19 protein-coding genes are annotated in these 18,330 nt (G+C 40.3%); 10 read left to right on the top strand and 9 right to left on the bottom strand.

The features are described 5' to 3' along the window. Nucleotides 1-33 precede the first annotated feature (33 nt). Nucleotides 34-1,065, top strand: coding sequence for an extracellular solute-binding protein (locus QP437_RS07600; RefSeq protein ID WP_285267506.1), 1,032 nt, complete (start codon nucleotides 34-36; stop codon nucleotides 1,063-1,065). Between the two features lie 62 nt (nucleotides 1,066-1,127). Then, nucleotides 1,128-1,541 carry a PACE efflux transporter gene (locus QP437_RS07595; protein ID WP_014064625.1) on the top strand — a complete coding sequence of 138 codons (414 nt, stop codon included), beginning with the start codon at nucleotides 1,128-1,130 and terminating at the stop codon, nucleotides 1,539-1,541. A gap of 105 nt (nucleotides 1,542-1,646) precedes the next feature. On the opposite strand, the gene purB is transcribed toward QP437_RS07595, so the two are convergent. Next, nucleotides 1,647-3,014: an adenylosuccinate lyase gene (gene purB / locus QP437_RS07590; RefSeq protein ID WP_285267462.1), complete on the bottom strand. Its 1,368-nt coding sequence runs from the start codon at nucleotides 3,012-3,014 to the stop codon at nucleotides 1,647-1,649. A gap of 16 nt (nucleotides 3,015-3,030) precedes the next feature. Next, nucleotides 3,031-3,654, bottom strand: a complete 624-nt coding sequence (hflD, locus tag QP437_RS07585) for a high frequency lysogenization protein HflD (RefSeq protein WP_032803925.1) — start codon at nucleotides 3,652-3,654, stop codon at nucleotides 3,031-3,033. Nucleotides 3,655-3,794: 140 nt separating this feature from the next. Here hflD and trpS point away from each other — a divergent pair, with 140 nt between their 5' ends. The 5 genes from trpS to deoD all read left to right on the top strand — a co-directional run bounded on the left by trpS (nucleotide 3,795) and on the right by deoD (nucleotide 8,166). Beyond that, nucleotides 3,795-4,799, top strand: coding sequence for a tryptophan--tRNA ligase (gene trpS / locus QP437_RS07580; RefSeq protein WP_065243612.1), 1,005 nt, complete (start codon nucleotides 3,795-3,797; stop codon nucleotides 4,797-4,799). Between the two features lie 55 nt (nucleotides 4,800-4,854). Then, the gene (locus QP437_RS07575) at nucleotides 4,855-5,145 is read left to right on the top strand and encodes a YfcZ/YiiS family protein (RefSeq protein WP_285267461.1); all 291 of its coding nucleotides are present in this window, start codon (nucleotides 4,855-4,857) and stop codon (nucleotides 5,143-5,145) included. A 32-nt stretch (nucleotides 5,146-5,177) separates the two neighbouring features. Then, nucleotides 5,178-5,966: a 4Fe-4S cluster-binding domain-containing protein gene (locus QP437_RS07570; protein WP_285267460.1), complete on the top strand. Its 789-nt coding sequence runs from the start codon at nucleotides 5,178-5,180 to the stop codon at nucleotides 5,964-5,966. 107 nt (nucleotides 5,967-6,073) lie between these two features. Then, nucleotides 6,074-7,321: a NupC/NupG family nucleoside CNT transporter gene (locus QP437_RS07565; RefSeq protein ID WP_054420336.1), complete on the top strand. Its 1,248-nt coding sequence runs from the start codon at nucleotides 6,074-6,076 to the stop codon at nucleotides 7,319-7,321. A gap of 128 nt (nucleotides 7,322-7,449) precedes the next feature. After that, nucleotides 7,450-8,166 (top strand): purine-nucleoside phosphorylase, encoded by a 717-nt coding sequence (deoD, locus tag QP437_RS07560; RefSeq protein WP_049365725.1) that lies wholly within the window; start codon nucleotides 7,450-7,452, stop codon nucleotides 8,164-8,166. Nucleotides 8,167-8,237: 71 nt separating this feature from the next. Here the strand turns inward: deoD and greB are convergent, their stop codons facing one another. Beyond that, nucleotides 8,238-8,714 (bottom strand): transcription elongation factor GreB, encoded by a 477-nt coding sequence (greB, locus tag QP437_RS07555; protein WP_005697419.1) that lies wholly within the window; start codon nucleotides 8,712-8,714, stop codon nucleotides 8,238-8,240. A gap of 106 nt (nucleotides 8,715-8,820) precedes the next feature. Here greB and QP437_RS07550 point away from each other — a divergent pair, with 106 nt between their 5' ends. Beyond that, the gene (locus tag QP437_RS07550) at nucleotides 8,821-11,133 is read left to right on the top strand and encodes a Tex family protein (RefSeq protein ID WP_285267459.1); all 2,313 of its coding nucleotides are present in this window, start codon (nucleotides 8,821-8,823) and stop codon (nucleotides 11,131-11,133) included. Between the two features lie 102 nt (nucleotides 11,134-11,235). Beyond that, complete coding sequence (locus QP437_RS07545) at nucleotides 11,236-11,619, top strand: hypothetical protein (RefSeq protein ID WP_285267458.1); 384 nt, start codon at nucleotides 11,236-11,238, stop codon at nucleotides 11,617-11,619. A 93-nt stretch (nucleotides 11,620-11,712) separates the two neighbouring features. Here QP437_RS07545 and QP437_RS07540 read toward each other — a convergent pair whose 3' ends face one another. Together QP437_RS07540 and glpK are read right to left on the bottom strand one after the other, a co-directional pair. After that, a complete protein-coding gene (locus tag QP437_RS07540) occupies nucleotides 11,713-11,985 on the bottom strand; it encodes a hypothetical protein (protein WP_054420339.1) in 273 nt (90 codons plus the stop codon). 193 nt (nucleotides 11,986-12,178) lie between these two features. Further along, nucleotides 12,179-13,690 carry a glycerol kinase GlpK gene (gene glpK / locus QP437_RS07535; protein ID WP_285267457.1) on the bottom strand — a complete coding sequence of 504 codons (1,512 nt, stop codon included), beginning with the start codon at nucleotides 13,688-13,690 and terminating at the stop codon, nucleotides 12,179-12,181. A 372-nt stretch (nucleotides 13,691-14,062) separates the two neighbouring features. On the opposite strand from glpK, the gene QP437_RS07530 reads away from it, so the two are divergent. Further along, a complete protein-coding gene (locus QP437_RS07530; RefSeq protein WP_285267456.1) occupies nucleotides 14,063-14,806 on the top strand; it encodes an MIP/aquaporin family protein in 744 nt (247 codons plus the stop codon). A 72-nt stretch (nucleotides 14,807-14,878) separates the two neighbouring features. Here the strand turns inward: QP437_RS07530 and QP437_RS07525 are convergent, their stop codons facing one another. From QP437_RS07525 to cysK, 4 genes are all read right to left on the bottom strand, one after another. Further along, nucleotides 14,879-15,649 (bottom strand): amino acid ABC transporter ATP-binding protein, encoded by a 771-nt coding sequence (locus tag QP437_RS07525; RefSeq protein WP_285267455.1) that lies wholly within the window; start codon nucleotides 15,647-15,649, stop codon nucleotides 14,879-14,881. Between the two features lie 9 nt (nucleotides 15,650-15,658). Then, nucleotides 15,659-16,375 (bottom strand): amino acid ABC transporter permease, encoded by a 717-nt coding sequence (locus QP437_RS07520; protein ID WP_049365735.1) that lies wholly within the window; start codon nucleotides 16,373-16,375, stop codon nucleotides 15,659-15,661. Next, nucleotides 16,359-17,132 (bottom strand): amino acid ABC transporter substrate-binding protein, encoded by a 774-nt coding sequence (locus QP437_RS07515; protein ID WP_005694744.1) that lies wholly within the window; start codon nucleotides 17,130-17,132, stop codon nucleotides 16,359-16,361. Before QP437_RS07515 ends, QP437_RS07520 begins: the two co-directional genes overlap by 17 nt. 182 nt (nucleotides 17,133-17,314) lie before the next feature. Then, a complete protein-coding gene (gene cysK / locus QP437_RS07510) occupies nucleotides 17,315-18,265 on the bottom strand; it encodes a cysteine synthase A (RefSeq protein ID WP_177992708.1) in 951 nt (316 codons plus the stop codon). Between the last annotated feature and the right edge of the window lie 65 nt (nucleotides 18,266-18,330).

Below are 18,330 nucleotides of genomic sequence, written 5' to 3'. Positions count from 1 at the left end.
GTCAATAAATTGAAAAAAAATGCTGTTCAATACATCAAATCACTTTGTCTTTCTGCCGTTGCATTTGCTGCAACTTCTGCTGCATTTGCTGCTGAAAAACTTTATGTTTACAACTGGACTGACTATGTGCCATCCAATTTGGTTGCAGAATTTACCAAAGAAACCGGCATTGAAGTGATTTATTCTACGTTTGAAAGTAATGAAGAAATGTATGCTAAATTGAAACTGACCTCCAGTACAGGCAGTGGTTATGATTTAGTTTTCCCATCAAGCTATTACGTCAATAAAATGGCGAAAGAAAATATGTTACAAGAGCTTGATCACAGCAAATTAAGTAATTTTAAACAAATTCCAGCAAACTTATTAAACAAGGAATTTGACCCAAATAACAAATATTCTCTGCCTTATGTTTATGGCTTAACCGGTATCGGTGTGAATGCGGATGATGTTGATCCAAGTAAAATCACGAGTTGGGCTGATTTATGGAATCCAGAATATAAAGGTAAAGTATTATTAACCAGTGATGCGCGTGAAGTGTTCCACATTGCATTACTTTTAGATGGTAAATCACCAAACACCACGAATGAAGAAGATATTAAAGCGGCTTATGAGCGTTTAGTGAAATTGTTACCAAACGTGGTGACCTTTAACTCTGACTCGCCAGAAGTGCCGTTTGTTCAAGGTGAAGCCTCTATTGGTATGTTATGGAATGGTTCGGCTTATTTAGCCCACAAAGAAAATCCAAGTATCCAATTTGTGTATCCAAAAGAAGGCGCGATTTTCTGGATGGATAACTACGCGATACCAAAAGGTGCGAACAATGTTGAAGGAGCTTATAAATTTATCGACTTCTTACTTCGCCCTGAAAATGCAAAATTAGTCGTTGAAAAAATGGGTTTCTCTATGCCAAATGAAGGCGTGAAAGCGTTACTTTCACCAGAAATGGCGAATAACCCAACCTTGTTCCCATCAGCTGAAAATATTGAAAAAGGCATTATGCAAGGCGATGTGGGTGAAGCAGTGGACATTTACGAAAAATATTGGAATAAATTAAAAACCAATTAATCCAAATATTGATGAAAAGTGCGGTGAATTTGACCGCACTTTTTCTTTGTAAAGGATGACAAATGAGTTTTCTTGAGCGACTTTTTCACGCAATCTTGTTTGAAACCACGGTTGTGTTGCTTTCCGTTTTCGCTTTGTATTTCTTTACAGAAGAAAGTGTGTCTATTCTATTTGGTTCCATGGTGCTGGTTTCCTTAACAGCCATGCTATGGAATCTCATCTTTAATTATTTCCTTGATAAAGTATTTACGGGGCCGCGAGAAAAGCGAGGCGTCATATTTCGTACTTTACATGCCATTTCATTTGAAGGTGGTTTGCTTATTTTCACTGTGCCGATCATTGCTTACTTTTTAAAAGTGGATTGGATTACAGCTTTTATGATGGATTTCAGTTTAACGGTGATGGTGACAGTTTATACCTTTATTTTTAATTGGGTGTATGATCACGCACGATTGCTATTTATTAAGCGTGAATGATGAAACGGGAAATAGTAAAAAAAGAATAAAAAGTGCGGTCAAAATCTCTGGTGTTTTTGACCGCACTTTGATTTTTTAGGGCATAAAAAGATGCTCTTTTATTTATTAAAGTTTTTCTACTAACTCAATGGCTGCACCGATGTAGGTGGCAGGGGTGAGTTGTTGTAAACGGGCTTTTTCATCAGCCGGAATATCCAGTTTTTCGATGAATTCACGCATTGCTTTTTCATCAACGCGTTTACCACGAGTGAGCTCTTTTAATTTTTCGTATGGTTTTTCAATACCATAGCGACGCATCACCGTTTGAATTGGCTCAGCTAAAACTTCCCAGTTTTGGTTGAGTTCATCACGGAGATGTTGTTCATTCACTTCTAATTTGCTGATACCTTTACGCGTTGCAGCATACGCAATTAAACAATAACCTAAACCCACACCTAAGTTACGTAATACAGTAGAGTCGGTTAAGTCACGCTGCCAGCGAGAAATTGGTAATTTTTGACCAAGGTGAGTCATCACAGCATTCGCTAACCCTAAGTTACCTTCTGAGTTTTCGAAGTCAATTGGATTCACTTTATGCGGCATGGTGGATGAACCAATTTCACCCGCGATAGTGCGTTGTTTAAAGTGATTTAATGCAATGTAGCCCCATAAATCACGGTCGAAGTCGATGATGATGGTATTAAAACGTACCACGGCATCAAAGTATTCAGCAATGTAATCGTGAGGTTCAATTTGCGTGGTGTATGGGTTCCAATCTAAACCTAATGAGGTGACAAACTCTTCACTAAATTTGTGCCAGTTGATATTTGGATAGGCAGATAAATGAGCATTGTAGTTACCCACAGCACCATTAATTTTCCCCAAGATTTCATTTTGTTGGAGTTGTTTGAATTGGCGTTTTAAGCGGTAAACTACGTTTGCCATTTCTTTACCCACAGTACTTGGTGAGGCAGGTTGGCCGTGTGTACGAGAAAGTAATGGAATGGTTTTGTATTCGTTCGCTAAACGGATGATTTCATTAATCAGTTTTTGCCATTCAGGTAAGATCACCTCTTCACGCGCTGTTTTTAACATCAAGGCATGAGAAAGATTGTTAATGTCTTCCGAGGTACAGGCAAAGTGAATAAATTCAGAGACTTTGGCTAATTCTGGTAAAGCTTCACTTTTTTCTTTTAAGAAATATTCAACCGCTTTGACATCATGATTCGTGGTGCGCTCAATTTCTTTGATACGTTCAGCATCTTGAAGACTGAATTCTTCCACAATTTTATTAAGGTAATCGTTTGCTTCTTTAGACAAAGAAGAAACTTCTTGGATTTCAGCGGTTGCCGCCAATTTTTGTAACCAACGTACTTCCACGGTGACACGGAATTTGAGCAAGCCAAATTCACTGAAAATACCACGTAATGCGGTGGCTTTATCTTGATAACGACCGTCAATCGGGGAAAGAGCGGTTAATGCGGAAAGTTGCATAAGAGTTCTCCAAGGATTAATTTAAAGTTGAGTAGAGTTGTCGTGCCGCTTGCACTAATTTTTTACGATGAAATAACAGTTGCCATTTGCTGCCACCTACTTGACGCCACAAAACGGCAGAACGAATGCCGGCAAGCAAACACGCACGAATTTTGTCTTGTACATTTTGTTGCTGTAAATGATATGCCGAACCAATAATATGAATGCGTTTGCCTAAAGGGCTAATTGTATCGACATAAATATTTGCCATGATAGAAAACATCTCATCATCAAATTGATTGTCGTGATAAGAAAGTTGTTCTGGTAAACGAGCAATACGGCGACCAAGTTCTTGTTTGATTTCAGGTTGCTTGTTTAATTTGCTCTCTAACGCTAACAGGCTGCCCCAATAATTCAATAAATTTTTGTCATTTAATTGAGTGAGTTGCTCAATAAGTGTGTTTAATCCCACTTTAAGATGTTGAACATCACCGCCAAATACGGCTAATGTATCTTCGGGTTGAGTAATGAGAAGAGAATGAATGGTGGTTTGGAATGCATCTTGATGATCAACTTCGCCTTTTTGTGCTAATTGACTGATTAATAAGACAGATTGACAAACACCGGCAAGTGCCAGAGCCATATCATTATAATTTTTCATTGGGACTATAGATTGTAAGCTGTAGAAATTTTGGGCGTAATATAGCATTTTTACACATTGTTTTGAACTCAATCATTAAAAAACGCCCTATCTTTTGTTATCATAGCGCCAATTCATTTTACAGAATAAAAGGATAACCAATGACAAAACCAATTGTATTCAGTGGCGTGCAGCCTTCCGGCGAATTAACTATCGGGAATTATTTAGGCGCACTTCGCAACTGGGTAAAAATGCAAGAAGATTATGAGTGTATTTTCTGTGTGGTGGATTTACATGCCATCACTGTACGTCAAGATCCTGCGGCGCTTCGTAAGGCTACTCTTGATGTACTCGCCCTTTACTTGGCTTGTGGCATTGATCCGAATAAAAGCACGATCTTCGTGCAATCTCATGTACCAGAACATACTCAACTAAGCTGGGTATTAAACTGCTACACTTATTTTGGTGAAATGAGCCGTATGACTCAATTTAAAGATAAATCAGCACGTTATGCCGAAAATATTAACGTGGGTTTATTTGATTACCCGGTTTTAATGGCAGCAGATATCTTACTTTACCAAGCAAAAAGCGTGCCAGTAGGGGATGACCAAAAACAACATTTAGAAATCACCCGTGATATTGCGGCTCGTTTTAATGCCCTTTACGGTGATATTTTCACGATCCCTGAAATCTTCTTAGGTAAAGCGGGTGCGCGTATTATGTCTTTGCAAGATCCTGATAAAAAAATGTCAAAATCAGATGATAACCGTAATAACGTGGTGACCTTGCTTGAAGATCCTAAATCGGTAGCGAAAAAAATCAAACGCGCGGTAACAGATTCTGATGAACCACCTGTTGTACGTTATGACGTAAAAAACAAAGCGGGTGTGTCTAACTTATTAGATATCCTTTCTGCAGTAACCGATAAATCTGTGGCAGAACTTGAAAAAGAATTTGAAGGCAAAATGTACGGCCACTTAAAAACAGCCGTTGCAGATGAAGTGTCAAACTTACTTGCTGGTTTACAAGAACGTTTCTATCAATATCGTAATGATGAAGCACTTTTAGACGAGATTTTACGTCAAGGTGCGGAAAAAGCCCGCGCAAGAGCAAAAGCAACCCTTGATAAAGTGTACGAAGCCGTCGGCTTTGTTGCAGCAAAATAATTTTAAACTTAATAAGCCGTGTTCTATCACGGCTTTTTTAGATAAGGAGAAAAAGATGGCCATTCAAACTGAAAAACCAATTGAATGTGTAGGTTGTAATACTTTCGATATGAAATCATTGTTTGATAACAGCGATTGTAGTTTACCTATCGAGCAGTTTTACGCGACTCGTCAAGATGCAGAAGGTGCATTGGAATATTTCACGTTAAAAGCACGTGATATCGAAAGTGAACCTTGTCAAATTCACTCTGAAATTCAACAGGTTGAAGAGGGATACTTGCTTAAAGCGGTTTTCACATTCTGCTGCCAAGCGGAATTAGTGATTTTCCAAATGAAACTTTCGTAAGTGATGACTTACTCTAGAAAACAGCGTTTTTTGTGACTGCACTTTCTGATATTTATGTTCCCCTGCATCGTATTATTCCTTTTTCTAATGTAGAAGGGCAGGGGAATCGCACCAGTATTTTCTTACAAGGCTGTAAGTTAAACTGCCTTTATTGCCATAATCCAGAAACCATTCCTCGTTATGCGGAAGGGGCTCATCAAGTTAGTCTGCATTATTTGTATGAGCAAGTGATGGATGCGGTACCTTTCATTCGTGGCGTGACGGTTTCTGGTGGGGAACCCACTATTCATCATAAAAAGCTCGTTCCGTTGTTTCAAAAGCTACGTGAAGAAGGGCTAACTTGCTATTTAGATAGCAGTGGTTTCTTTGAATTTGAAGCAATTCGACCTTTAATTGATGTGACAGACAAATTTCTCTTTGACCTAAAAGGAGAAGGGCTTGGCTTACAAAGTTTGTGCTTTGATAGACAAAATCGCCAAGGCATTGTCCCTCAAAACATCATTCCTACTCATCAACATATCAAGCAAGAAAATTTAGATCGCAATTTGAAGAACTTGGCGCAATTATTGCCATTAAATAAAGTGGAAGAAGTGCGGTTAGTTTATGTGGCGAATTTTTTTGATGCAGAAAAGTTGGTGGAAAAAGTCGCTTCCTTATTGAAAGATTATCCGGATGTTTTGTTCAAAATTATTCGAATGCACACAAAAGGTGCACGAGACGCTGAAGGGCTCAGCCCTTATGTCCCAACTGTTGAGCAGACCCAAGAACTTGAAAACTATGCGAAATCTTGTGGTCTGACCAAAATTGTGACCATTTTATAAGCAAACATATCGAAAAGTAGCAAAAATATTCCGACTTTTTACCGAAAAACAAGTAGAATAGGACAATTTTATTCACTTACTTATCTAACCAACCTAGGGGAAAAAAAATGGGTATTTTAGGTAGCGTTTTAGGCATTGTCGTATTACTGGTCATTGCCGTATTATTTTCAAATAATCGTAAGGCGATTAATTTACGTACTGTATTAGGGGCTTTGGCGATCCAAATCGGATTTGCGGCCCTTATTTTGTATGTGCCGTATGGCCGTGATGCATTACAAGCGACAGCAAATGGAGTGTCAAATGTTATTGCGTATGGTAACGAAGGGATTAATTTCGTCTTTGGTGGATTAGCAGATCCTTCAAATGTCGGCTTTATCTTTGCAGTGAAAGTGTTACCAATCATCGTCTTTTTCTCCGGTTTAATTTCTGTGCTTTATTACTTAGGTATCATGCAAGCCGTCATCAAAGTGATCGGTGGTGCATTACAAGCGGCATTAGGCACATCAAAAGCAGAATCAATGTCTGCTGCAGCGAACATCTTCGTTGGTCAAACAGAAGCACCGTTAGTGGTTCGTCCTTACATTAAAAACATGACCCAATCTGAATTGTTCGCCATCATGGCGGGTGGTACAGCCTCTATCGCGGGTTCTGTAATGGCGGGTTATGCAGGAATGGGCGTGCCGTTGACTTACTTAATTGCCGCATCTTTCATGGCTGCACCTGCAGGTTTGTTATTTGCGAAAATTTTATTCCCACAAACTGAACAATTTACTGATAAACAACCTGATACAGACGATAGCGAAAAACCGACTAACGTGCTTGAAGCCATGGCTGGTGGTGCGAGTGCAGGTATGCAATTAGCGTTAAACGTTGGTGCAATGTTACTCGCTTTCGTCGGTTTAATTGCTTTAATTAACGGTATTTTAGGCGGCGTAGGTGGCAAGTTAGGTTACGACGACTTAACTTTACAATCAATCTTCGGTTGGGTATTCAAACCATTAGCATACTTAATCGGTGTATCTTGGGAGGAATCTGCTGTTGCAGGTCAAATGATCGGGCTTAAATTGGCAGTAAATGAATTCGTGGGTTACTTAGAATTTGCGAAATACTTACAACCAGATGCAGCAGTTGTATTAAGTGAAAAAACCAAAGCCATCATTACTTTCGCATTATGTGGTTTCGCTAACTTTAGCTCTATCGCAATCTTAATCGGCGGTATTGGTGGTATGGCACCAAATCGTCGTGGTGATGTGGCTCGCTTAGGGTTAAAAGCAGTTGTTGCAGGTACATTAGCTAACTTAATGAGTGCGACTATCGCAGGTTTATTCATAGAGTTAAGCGGCGTAGCAATGTAATTAAAATGTGGTGAATTTTGACCGCACTTTATCTCTCAACACCACGAATCGTTCGTGGTGTTGTATTTTAAAGCAGGCGAAAACGTTTGCTTAAATGATTTTTTATTTATCAACAAGAGGAAAAAACAATGACTCCACATATTAACGCTCCTGAAGGTGCATTTGCAGATGTTGTATTAATGCCAGGCGATCCGCTTCGTGCAAAATATATTGCTGAAACATTCTTAGAAGATGCGAAAGAAGTGACTAACGTTCGCAATATGTTGGGTTATACCGGTACTTATAAAGGTCGTCGTATCTCTGTTATGGGTCACGGTATGGGTATCCCATCTTGCTCAATTTATGCGAAAGAATTAATTACTGAATACGGCGTGAAAAAAATCATCCGTGTTGGTTCTTGTGGTGCCGTACGTATGGACGTTAAATTACGTGATGTAGTTATCGGCCTTGGTGCATGTACTGATTCAAAAGTAAACCGTATCCGTTTCAAAGATAACGATTTTGCTGCAATTGCTGATTTTGATATGGCACAAGCAGCGGTTCAAGCAGCGAAAGAAAAAGGTAAGCAAGTTCGCGTAGGGAATCTTTTCTCTGCAGACCTATTCTACACGCCAGATTTTGAAATGTTTGATGTAATGGAAAAATACGGCATCTTAGGCGTAGAAATGGAAGCGGCTGGTATCTATGGCGTAGCAGCAGAATATGGTGCAAAAGCACTTTGTATCTGTACCGTTTCAGACCATATTCGTACACACGAACAAACTACCGCAGAAGAACGTCAATTAACCTTCAATGATATGATTGAAATTGCGTTAGAGTCCGTATTAATTGGCGATAAAGCATAATTTATCCGATTTTTAGAATAAAAAAGAGCGGTTAATTTGACCGCTCTTTTGTTTTTTCTACTTCGCTTTCGCTATTTTTCATACCAAATTCGATTCACATAAAGCACCACTTTTCCAGAGGGTGTCTCAACATGGATTTCATCGTCAACGCCTTTCCCGATTAAAGCACGTGCGACGGGAGAATCAATTGAGATCCAGTTTTTAGCGGGATCGAATTCATCGCAGCCGACAAGGCGATATTGCTTCACTTCACCTTCTTCATCTTCTAGCTCAACCCATGCACCGAAAAATACTTTGCCTTCTTGTTTCGGGTGGTAATCCACGATTTGTAGCACTTCTAAGCGTTTGGAAAGGAAACGCACACGGCGATCAATTTCACGTAAACGACGTTTACCGTAAATATATTCTGCATTCTCGCTACGGTCACCAAGCGCGGCAGCATCTGAAACCGCTTGGGTAACTTTGGGGCGTTCTTCTTTCCACAAAAATTTAAGTTCTTGGTCAAGGGCAAGCCAGCCTTGACGAGTAATGTAATTTGATTTTGCCATAATAAAAATAAAAGAAATTTTTTTGAATTATATTTGAGCCTGTTGTCTAAAACCAGTATTCTATTCCCGTTTTTATCGAATCCTTTAATAACAAAGAAGTATGACAATGTTAAATCAACAAATTAGCCAAATTATTGCGACAGAATTAACCGTTCAACCCCAACAAATCCTCGCTGCCATTCAATTATTAGATGATGGCAACACCATTCCATTTATCGCCCGTTATCGTAAAGAAGCCACTGGTGGCTTGGATGACACCCAACTTCGTCATTTTGAAACCCGTTTAATTTATTTACGTGAATTAGAAGATCGTCGTCAAACCATTTTGAAATCTATTGAAGAGCAAGGGAAATTGACCGATGAATTGCGTGACAAAATTCATGCGACACAAAGCAAAACCGAATTAGAAGATTTGTATTTGCCATACAAACCAAAACGCCGTACGAAAGGCCAAATTGCGATTGAAGCTGGTCTTGAGCCATTGGCTGATTTACTTTGGAATGAGCCGAAAAATGATCCAGAAACGGCTGCTGCGGAATTTGTGAATGCAGATAAAGGCGTAACAGATACTAAGGTAGCGCTTGATGGTGCACGCTATATTTTAATGGAACGGTTTGCTGAAGATGCAGGTTTATTAGCGAAAGTCCGTGATTATTTAGCAAAAAATGCCGTTATTGTATCTAAAGTGATCGAAGGTAAAGAAACGGAAGGGGCAAAATTCCAAGATTATTTCGACCATCAAGAATTATTGAAAAATGTGCCTTCTCACCGTGCATTAGCGATGTTCCGCGGACGTAATGAGGGCATTTTACAATTAAGCTTAAATGCTGATCCTGATGCGGAAGAGGGAAGTCGCCAAAGCTATTGTGAAGAGATTATTCGTGATTATTTAGATGTACGTTTCACGGGACAGCCTGCGGATAAATGGCGTGAGCAAGTGATTGCGTGGACATGGAAAATCAAAGTTTCGTTGCATTTAGAAACAGAATTAATGGCAAGTTTACGTGAAAAAGCGGAAGAAGAGGCCATTGATGTTTTCGCTCGAAATCTGACCGCACTTTTAATGGCAGCACCCGCTGGCGCGAAAAGTACCATGGGCTTGGACCCGGGCTTGCGTACGGGAGTGAAAGTTGCGGTGGTGGATAACACAGGTAAATTATTAGATACCACCACCATTTATCCACACACGGGCCGTGAAGCCGAAGCGCAAGTGACGATTTTCAGCTTAATCCGCAAACACAACGTAGAGTTAATTTCCATTGGTAACGGTACAGCTTCTCGTGAAACAGAACGTTTTGCGAAAGAAGTGATTAAAGAAATTAAAGAAAATAAACCACAAACTGTTGTGGTGAGCGAAGCGGGCGCATCGGTTTATTCTGCTTCTGAATTTGCAGCAAATGAATTCCCGAATTTAGATGTATCTTTACGTGGTGCGGTATCAATTGCGCGTCGTTTACAAGATCCATTGGCAGAATTAGTGAAAATCGAACCGAAAGCCATTGGTGTAGGGCAATATCAGCACGATGTAAACCAAACCCAACTTGCGCGTAAACTCGATGCGGTGGTGGAAGACTGTGTAAACGCGGTGGGTGTGGATTTGAATACGGCATCCGCGCCATTGCTCGCTCGCGTGGCTGGTATGACGAAAACCTTAGCGCAAAACATTGTGGAATATCGTGATGAAAATGGTCGTTTTGAAAGCCGTGCAGAATTGAAAAAAGTACCACGTTTAGGGCCAAAAGCCTTTGAGCAATGTGCAGGCTTTATGCGTATTGCAGACGGGAAAAATCCACTTGATGCTTCAGGTGTTCACCCAGAAGCTTATCCTGTAGTCGAAAAAATCTTGCAAGCCACCGCGCAATCTATTCAAGATTTAATGGGCAATGCCGGTGTGGTACGTCAGCTTGATGCAAAACAATTCATTGATGAGCAATTTGGTTTACCAACCGTTCAAGATATTTTCAAAGAATTGGAAAAACCAGGGCGCGATCCGCGTGGTGAATTCAAGACCGCTGTATTCGCAGAAGGTGTGGAAGAAATCACCGATTTAAAACCAGGTATGATTTTAGAAGGTACCGTCACCAATGTGACTAACTTCGGCGCATTTGTGGATGTTGGTGTTCACCAAGATGGTTTAGTACATATTTCATCATTGAGCGATAAATTCGTAGAAGATCCACATCAAGTGGTGAAAACAGGCGATATCGTAAAAGTGAAAGTATTGGAAGTGGATGTGCCGCGTAAACGTATTGCCTTGACGATGCGATTAGATGAAAGTGCGGTCAAAAATGACGGCAAATCTGACCGCACTTTAAGTGCAAAACCAAAAAGTAATTCGCCTCGCCAAGATCGTCATCCAAGAGGAAATAGTGCGATGGGCAATGCCTTTGCCGATGCGTTGAAAAATTGGAAAAAATAATTTCGTCATTTAGATGAACATTGTGGCCAAATAGGCGTACAATAAAGGGGATCTGGTCAATCATCCAATCCCCTTTTTTATTTCAACGAAAGGAATATTCTTATGGAAAAAGGTATTCTTGGGCCGCATGAAGGCAAGGAGCTGGAATTAATGTTAAGGGGCGAAAAGCAAGTGGCATTATTCAATCAGGAGCTCGGTATTCCTGACGCCTTTCTCCCTTATCTTGAGCAAGGAATGCTTCATTCAAAAACAGTGCAGCGTCATATTAATGATGTTTGCTTAATTGATTTTATTGTCTATTTACCCCAATCTCTTGCACTCGCTGAACAAATGGAAGTGTTACTTCCTGCAAGCACTGTGAATGGTTTTGATCCAAAAGTGGAACGTGAAATCGGACGAATTCTTGGCTACCGAGAAAAAGATATCGATTACTATATTCAGCATTTTCAAGATAATTTAGAGAAGTATCGGCAGCAGTATAGTTGATAATTAATGATGTGAACGTGTGATAAACATTTTATCTCTATCAGGGCGACGTCCAGCTCTCTCGTAAGCGGAGAGAGCTGAGTTTTTATTATGTTATTTGACTTTTTTTCCGCTGCTTACTTGTGGCCAGCATTCTACATCTGTTACACCAGCAGATATTACACCGCCAACAACCTTGCAGTTATATTTTTTTCCTGCCACATCAGCATTATAAGTTCCTTCAACAACACCGTTATTAAAATTAGAAATTTGCACTTGGCTAGCATCAACACCCAATTTAAATGCGGTATCTTTTTGAAGAGATGATTGGGTTACGCAAGCTGAAAGCGCACTTGCAGAAAGAATAATAAGAAATAATTTTTTCATAATACTCACTTAATAAAAGGTTAGATATATTTCTCAAAATGAGAAGTGGTGATCGGTTGACCAATTCTTATACTATAGTATTTTTGTCAGCTTCTCAAGTATGGCATTAATGTTGTAAGGAGCTTTAGAGATAATAAAAGTGCGGTCAAAAACACAAGCGATTTTGACCGCACTTTATTATGGATTAGAAGGATTACTCTGCATCTTCTTTTGCCCATTCTAATGAGCGTCTAACGGCTTTTTTCCAACCTTTATAACGACGTTCACGTTTTTCTTCATCATTATCTGGTGTAAAGGTTCGTTCTACACGTGCTTTGTCGTGAAGCTCGTCTAAATCTTTCCAGAAACCAACTGCAAGACCAGCAAGGTAAGCTGCACCAAGTGCAGTCACTTCTTTCACCACTGGACGCTCTACGTTCACATCCAAAATATCCGCTTGGAATTGCATTAAGAAGTTATTGTTGGTTGCGCCGCCATCAACACGTAAATATTGTAAGCGTTGGCCAGAGTCAGATTGCATTGCTTCTAATACGTCACGGGTTTGGTAAGCGATAGATTCAAGGGTTGCGCGTACAATATGGTTACGGTTAGAACCACGAGAAAGACCAAAAATTGCACCGCGTGCATACGGATCCCAATATGGTGCACCTAAACCGGTGAAGGCCGGAACAACGTACACGCCATTGCTGTCTGGAACTTTTTGTGCGAAGTATTCGGAATCGTGGCTGTCATGAACGATTTTGAGTTCATCACGTAACCATTGGATTGATGCGCCAGCGATAAACACAGAACCTTCAAGTGCGTATTCTGGTTCACCTTTAGCGTTACAAGCGATGGTGGTTAATAGACCATTTTTAGAGGTAATGGCTTTATCACCGGTGTGTAGCAACATAAAGCAGCCTGTACCATAGGTGTTTTTCGCTTGACCTGCGCGTGTGCATAGATGGCCGTAAAGTGCCGCTTGTTGGTCACCCGCAATACCCGCAACAGGAATACGTACGCCGCCTTTACCCCCGATGTTGGTTTGGCCATACACTTCGGATGAATTGCGTACTTCAGGTAGCATAGAGCGTGGAATATTTAATAATTCCAACATTTTGTCATCCCATTTTTTCGTATGGATGTTAAATAACATGGTACGGGATGCGTTGGTGTAATCCGTTACGTGAACACGGCCTTGGGTTAATTTCCACACAAGCCAGGTATCTACGGTACCAAATAGAAGTTCACCGCGTTCCGCTTTTTCGCGCGCGCCTTCTACATTGTCTAAAATCCATTTCACTTTTGTACCCGAGAAATAGGGATCCACCACTAAGCCCGTGGTATTGCGGATATAGTCTTCGTGACCATCCGCTTTAAGTTTGTCTGTAATATCTGCAGTACGACGACATTGCCACACAATCGCGTTATAAATCGGTGTGCCGGTTGCTTTTTCCCACACAATGGTGGTTTCACGTTGGTTAGTAATACCAATTGCCGCGATTTCGTCAGAGGTAATGCCTGCTTTTGCAACGACTTCGTTTAATGTTGAACTTTGTGTAGCCCAAATTTCCATTGGATTATGTTCCACCCAGCCTGCGCGTGGATAAATTTGTGTAAATTCACGTTGGGCGATTTCGACAACATTCGCATTGTGATCTAATAATACTGCTCGAGAGCTTGTGGTACCTTGGTCCAAAGCAATGATGTATTTTTTGTCTGTCATGGTTCTATTCCTTAGAGTGCTTGGCACTCTCATTAAATGAATGAAGAAATTTTGAGCTTAAACGAACAAATTGCGAACCTAACTTAATTGAATTCGAACCTAATTGGAACAAGCAATGTTGGGTTTTGTGATAGGTGTCACAGATTTCTCCCCAAAAAAATGTAAACGATTGCGTTAACGCACAAAATAATGTGATCGCTCTCTCATTTTTAGAAAATGGATCGGTTTTATCTATTGAATTAATTGGTAAAAACTAGATAATGAAGCCACTCACTTTGAGTATCTCAATATTTGATCAAACAACGAAACAAATTGCAAAGCAAGATTTCTTTAATGAAATCATTAAATTAATCATTATTTGGAGATTCTCTTATGAATGCCTATTTTGCAGAATTTTTTGGCACAGCACTTTTAATCCTTTTAGGTAACGGTGTGGTGGCTAACGTATGTTTAAATAAAACGAAAGGGCAAAGTTCTGGTTGGATTGTGATTACTACCGCGTGGGCATTTGCGGTGTATGTGGCCGTTGTTGTGACAGGTCCTTACAGTGGGGCACACTTAAATCCTGCGGTAACACTTGGTGTGGCAATGAAAGGTGCATTTGCTTGGGAACTGGTACCAGGCTACATCGCAGCACAAGTTGTGGGGGGCATGGTAGGTGCGTTGTTGGTTTACATTATCTATAAAGATCACTTTGCAGCGACCGAAGAAGAGGGCTTAAAACGTGCTTGTTTCTGTACTGAACCAGCAATTCGTAACTATCCAATCAACTTAGTGAACGAAATTGTTGGTACCTTCGTACTTGTCTTCGTGATTTTCTATCTTGCAGGGGCAAATATCACTTTACCTGGCACGGCAGAAAGCACGCCAATTGGTTTAGGCTCTATCGGAGCATTACCAGTAGCGATTCTAGTTTGGGCAATTGGTTTGAGCTTAGGTGGCACAACCGGTTATGCGATTAACCCCGCTCGAGATCTTGGTCCACGTTTAACCTTGGGTCTTTTCCTTGGGGGCACATTAAAGGCCAAAGCAGACTGGGGATACAGTTGGGTTCCTGTTGTAGGTCCATTTATCGGTGCGGCTTTAGCTGCAGTATTCTACAACGCCATTATGTAATTCATTCGAATAGAAAGAGCGGTCAAAATTCATGATGTTTTTTGACCGCTCTTTTTTATGTTTAATCTGGGATTAAATACAATAATCGTTTAATCCTGCAGGCATTTTAGCTTGCAATAAGAACTGCTTTGTACGTTCTTGTTGAGGGCGGCTGAAGAAGTTTGCCGCTGTATTTTGTTCAACAATTTGACCATTTTCCATGAGAATCACGCGATCTGCTACGTCTTTGGCAAAATTCAATTCATGGGTGACGATAATCATTGTCCAACCTTCTTGTGCGAGCATTTTGAGTGCCTGCAATACTTCACCGACAAGTTCTGGGTCGAGAGCAGAAGTGGGCTCATCTAACAAGATAATATCGGGTTTAACTGCTAAAGCTCGGGCGATCCCGACACGTTGCTGTTGACCACCAGACAGTTGAGAGGGATATAAATCCGCTTTTGCTTTTAAACCAACTTTTTCCAATAATGCCAATGATTTTTCACGTGCAGTCTCTTTCGGTTGTTTTTGCACAACCACCATGCCCTCCATAACATTTTCGAGTGCAGTGCGATGGGGAAATAGATTGTATTGTTGGAACACCATTGAGGAACGTCGACGCAATTTTAGTTCATCGGATTTGCTGATCTTCTTGCTGAAATCAATGGTTAAGCTTCCATCGGTAAATGCTAATATCCCTTTTTCCGGGCGTTCGAGTAAATTTAAACAGCGTAAAAAGGTCGTTTTGCCTGAACCTGACGGACCTAGAATGGCAACCACTTCACCTTTATTAATTTCAAAATCAATGCCTTTTAATACATAGTGGCCATTAAAACTTTTCTGAATATTCGTGACTTTTAACATAACCAGTCCTTATAAATGGCGAGAAAGGCGTTTTTCTAAACGGGTTTGCCCCATCGACAGCACAAAACAGAATACCCAATAAATGAGAGCTGCTTCACTATAAATTAAAATAAACTCATAGTTTTCAGCCGTGATGTTTTGCGCCACACGGAATAATTCAGCGATCCAAACGAGTGAAGCAAGAGAAGTATCTTTCACCGTGCTAATGAATGTGTTTGATAGCGAAGGGACGGAAATACGTAAAGCTTGCGGCATAATGGTACGCACGAAAGCTTGAGTGTAATTCATGCCTATCGCATAAGAGGCTTCCCATTGACCTTTAGGAATCGCAAGAATGGAGGCTCTCACCGTTTCTGCTGCATAAGCACCAATATTAATGGAGAATGCAATAATTGCAGTTGGGAAAGGCTCAAGTTTGATGCCAACTTCAGGTAAACCGTAGAAAATAATGAAGATCTGCACCAACATTGGCGTGCCACGAATAATTGAAATATAAGTGCGACAAATACCCTGTAGAATTTTGGTCATTAAATTGGGATGGGGTAATGTGCAAATCACAGCCACGATAACCGCAATGAATAAACCGCAAAAGAAGGAAATGACCGCCAGGGGAATCGTATATAAAATTGCCCCTTCCATCATAGGCCAAAACGAGCTGATTACATAATCAGCTCGTTCTGTGGTCATAAATGGAAGGCTTGCTAACCAATTATTGAGTAATGTCATCGCCAAACCATTTGATTGAAAGTTGTTTTAAAGTTCCGTCTTTGCGTAGTTCTTCAAGTGCTTGGTTCACTTTTGCAATAAGCGGTTCTTCACCTTTCAAGAAAGCAAAACCGGTCGGGATTTTTTTATCACTTTCTACAGCAATTTTTAAGCCTGCATTAGGTTGTTTTTTGAAGTAATCTAATACTGCTAATTTATCGTTTACTGTTGCATCAACACGACCTTGTTTTACCGCTTCAAGGTTTTGCGCCAAGCTATCAACGGTCACAATAATTGCACCATTATCACGTGCATCTTTGCTCCAGTTACTGGTTGCAGATTGTGCAGATTTTTTACCTTTTAAATCAGGGAATGATTTAATGCTATCGTTATCGGCTTTAGTCACGATTACGCCAGCAGAGTAGTTATAAGGTGCACTGTAATCATATTTTTTTAAACGTTCTGGGCTTGGATTGGTTTGGTTCGCAATAACATCAAAGCGTTTTGCATTTAAACCTGCATACATGCCATCCCAAGCGGTTTCTTTAAATTCAACTTTCCAACCTAATTTTTGAGCAACTTTTTCGATAATTTCCACATCAAAACCTGTTAACTTGCCATCTTTGTCGTGGAAAGTGAATGGTGCGTAAGTTCCCTCAGTACCGACTAATAAGGTTTTAGTTTGTTCAACGCGATCAGCAATTTCACCTGCGTTAGCAAAAGTAGAAAGGGCTAATCCTGCCGCTAAAAGTGCGGTGCTAAAAAATGATTTTTTCATAAGTATTCCTTTTTTAGATAAATAACGAAAGTGAAATGAATTATAAGAAGCGAAAAAGAAAAGAAAAGTATTATTTATTTATGAATTATTTCCTTTAGTTATATTAAATAGAAATTGTTTAATTAATAAACAAAAAAGGTCTGTGAAAACAGACCTTAGATAAAATGAATTCAATCAACAGATTAAGCTTCAATACCTTCAAATAACGCCGTACTTAAATAACGTTCAGAGGCAGAAGGTAAGATCGCAACGATTAATTTATCTTGGAATTCTGGTAGTTTTGCTAAGCGGTCAGCTGCTGCCACAGCGGCTCCAGAGGAAATACCCGCAAGAATCCCTTCTTCAGCCATTAAGCGGCGAGCGGTCGCAATTGCAGTATCGCTATCCACAGTTTCCACGCGATCGATGAGCGATAAATCCAAGTTTTTAGGAATAAAGCCCGCACCGATACCTTGAATTTTGTGTGGACCCGGTTTTACTTCTTGACCTGCAAGGGTTTGGCTAATAACGGGTGATTCTGTTGGTTCAACTGCCACAGAGGTGATTTTTTTACCGTGATCTAATTTGATCGCACGGGAAATACCGGAGATTGTACCGCCGGTACCCACACCAGCCACTACGACATCAACTTTACCTTCAGTGCCTTTCCAGATTTCTTCACCGGTAGTTTGACGGTGAATGTCTGGGTTAGCCGGGTTTTCAAATTGTTTTAGCATCACATAATGATTTGGATTAGACGCCACAATTTCTTCTGCTTTAGCGATCGCACCTTTCATCCCTTTTGAGCCTTCAGTGAGCACAAGATTGACGCCCAAACCACGTAATAAACGTTTGCGTTCAAGACTCATGGTTTCAGGCATGGTTAAGGTGATTTTATAACCACGTGCAGCAGCTACATAAGCTAAAGCAATACCGGTGTTACCGCTGGTTGCATCTACAATTTCTTTACCTGCCGTTAAAATGCCATCTTTTTCTGCTTGCCAAATCATATTGGCACCAATACGGCATTTCACGCTAAAGCTTGGGTTACGACCTTCAATTTTTACAACAACGTTACCATTGTGTCCGAAATGTTTTAAACGAACTAATGGCGTATTACCGATTGAGTATGAGTTATCTGCATAAATTGTCATCTTACTGTCCTTTTATATTTGGGAATTATTTGATGCAATAGTTATAACACCAGCTTTTAAATTCA

This window comes from Haemophilus sp. UMB1048 (assembly GCF_030218125.1).
Classification (GTDB): domain Bacteria; phylum Pseudomonadota; class Gammaproteobacteria; order Enterobacterales; family Pasteurellaceae; genus Haemophilus_D.
Note: the sequence above shows the minus strand (reverse complement) of the source record. Positions and strands in the feature narration are given on the sequence as shown.

What these genes read in the sequence shown, in the direction of transcription:
- QP437_RS07595 (WP_014064625.1), top strand. Translation starts at nt 1,128, where the DNA reads ATGAGTTTTCTTGAGCGACTTTTTCACGCAATCTTGTTTGAAACCACG.
- purB (WP_285267462.1), bottom strand. Translation starts at nt 3,014, where the DNA reads ATGCAACTTTCCGCATTAACCGCTCTTTCCCCGATTGACGGTCGTTAT.
- hflD (WP_032803925.1), bottom strand. Translation starts at nt 3,654, where the DNA reads ATGAAAAATTATAATGATATGGCTCTGGCACTTGCCGGTGTTTGTCAA.
- trpS (WP_065243612.1), top strand. Translation starts at nt 3,795, where the DNA reads ATGACAAAACCAATTGTATTCAGTGGCGTGCAGCCTTCCGGCGAATTA.
- QP437_RS07575 (WP_285267461.1), top strand. Translation starts at nt 4,855, where the DNA reads ATGGCCATTCAAACTGAAAAACCAATTGAATGTGTAGGTTGTAATACT.
- QP437_RS07565 (WP_054420336.1), top strand. Translation starts at nt 6,074, where the DNA reads ATGGGTATTTTAGGTAGCGTTTTAGGCATTGTCGTATTACTGGTCATT.
- deoD (WP_049365725.1), top strand. Translation starts at nt 7,450, where the DNA reads ATGACTCCACATATTAACGCTCCTGAAGGTGCATTTGCAGATGTTGTA.
- greB (WP_005697419.1), bottom strand. Translation starts at nt 8,714, where the DNA reads ATGGCAAAATCAAATTACATTACTCGTCAAGGCTGGCTTGCCCTTGAC.
- QP437_RS07550 (WP_285267459.1), top strand. Translation starts at nt 8,821, where the DNA reads ATGTTAAATCAACAAATTAGCCAAATTATTGCGACAGAATTAACCGTT.
- QP437_RS07545 (WP_285267458.1), top strand. Translation starts at nt 11,236, where the DNA reads ATGGAAAAAGGTATTCTTGGGCCGCATGAAGGCAAGGAGCTGGAATTA.
- QP437_RS07540 (WP_054420339.1), bottom strand. Translation starts at nt 11,985, where the DNA reads ATGAAAAAATTATTTCTTATTATTCTTTCTGCAAGTGCGCTTTCAGCT.
- glpK (WP_285267457.1), bottom strand. Translation starts at nt 13,690, where the DNA reads ATGACAGACAAAAAATACATCATTGCTTTGGACCAAGGTACCACAAGC.
- QP437_RS07530 (WP_285267456.1), top strand. Translation starts at nt 14,063, where the DNA reads ATGAATGCCTATTTTGCAGAATTTTTTGGCACAGCACTTTTAATCCTT.
- QP437_RS07525 (WP_285267455.1), bottom strand. Translation starts at nt 15,649, where the DNA reads ATGTTAAAAGTCACGAATATTCAGAAAAGTTTTAATGGCCACTATGTA.
- QP437_RS07520 (WP_049365735.1), bottom strand. Translation starts at nt 16,375, where the DNA reads ATGACATTACTCAATAATTGGTTAGCAAGCCTTCCATTTATGACCACA.
- QP437_RS07515 (WP_005694744.1), bottom strand. Translation starts at nt 17,132, where the DNA reads ATGAAAAAATCATTTTTTAGCACCGCACTTTTAGCGGCAGGATTAGCC.
- cysK (WP_177992708.1), bottom strand. Translation starts at nt 18,265, where the DNA reads ATGACAATTTATGCAGATAACTCATACTCAATCGGTAATACGCCATTA.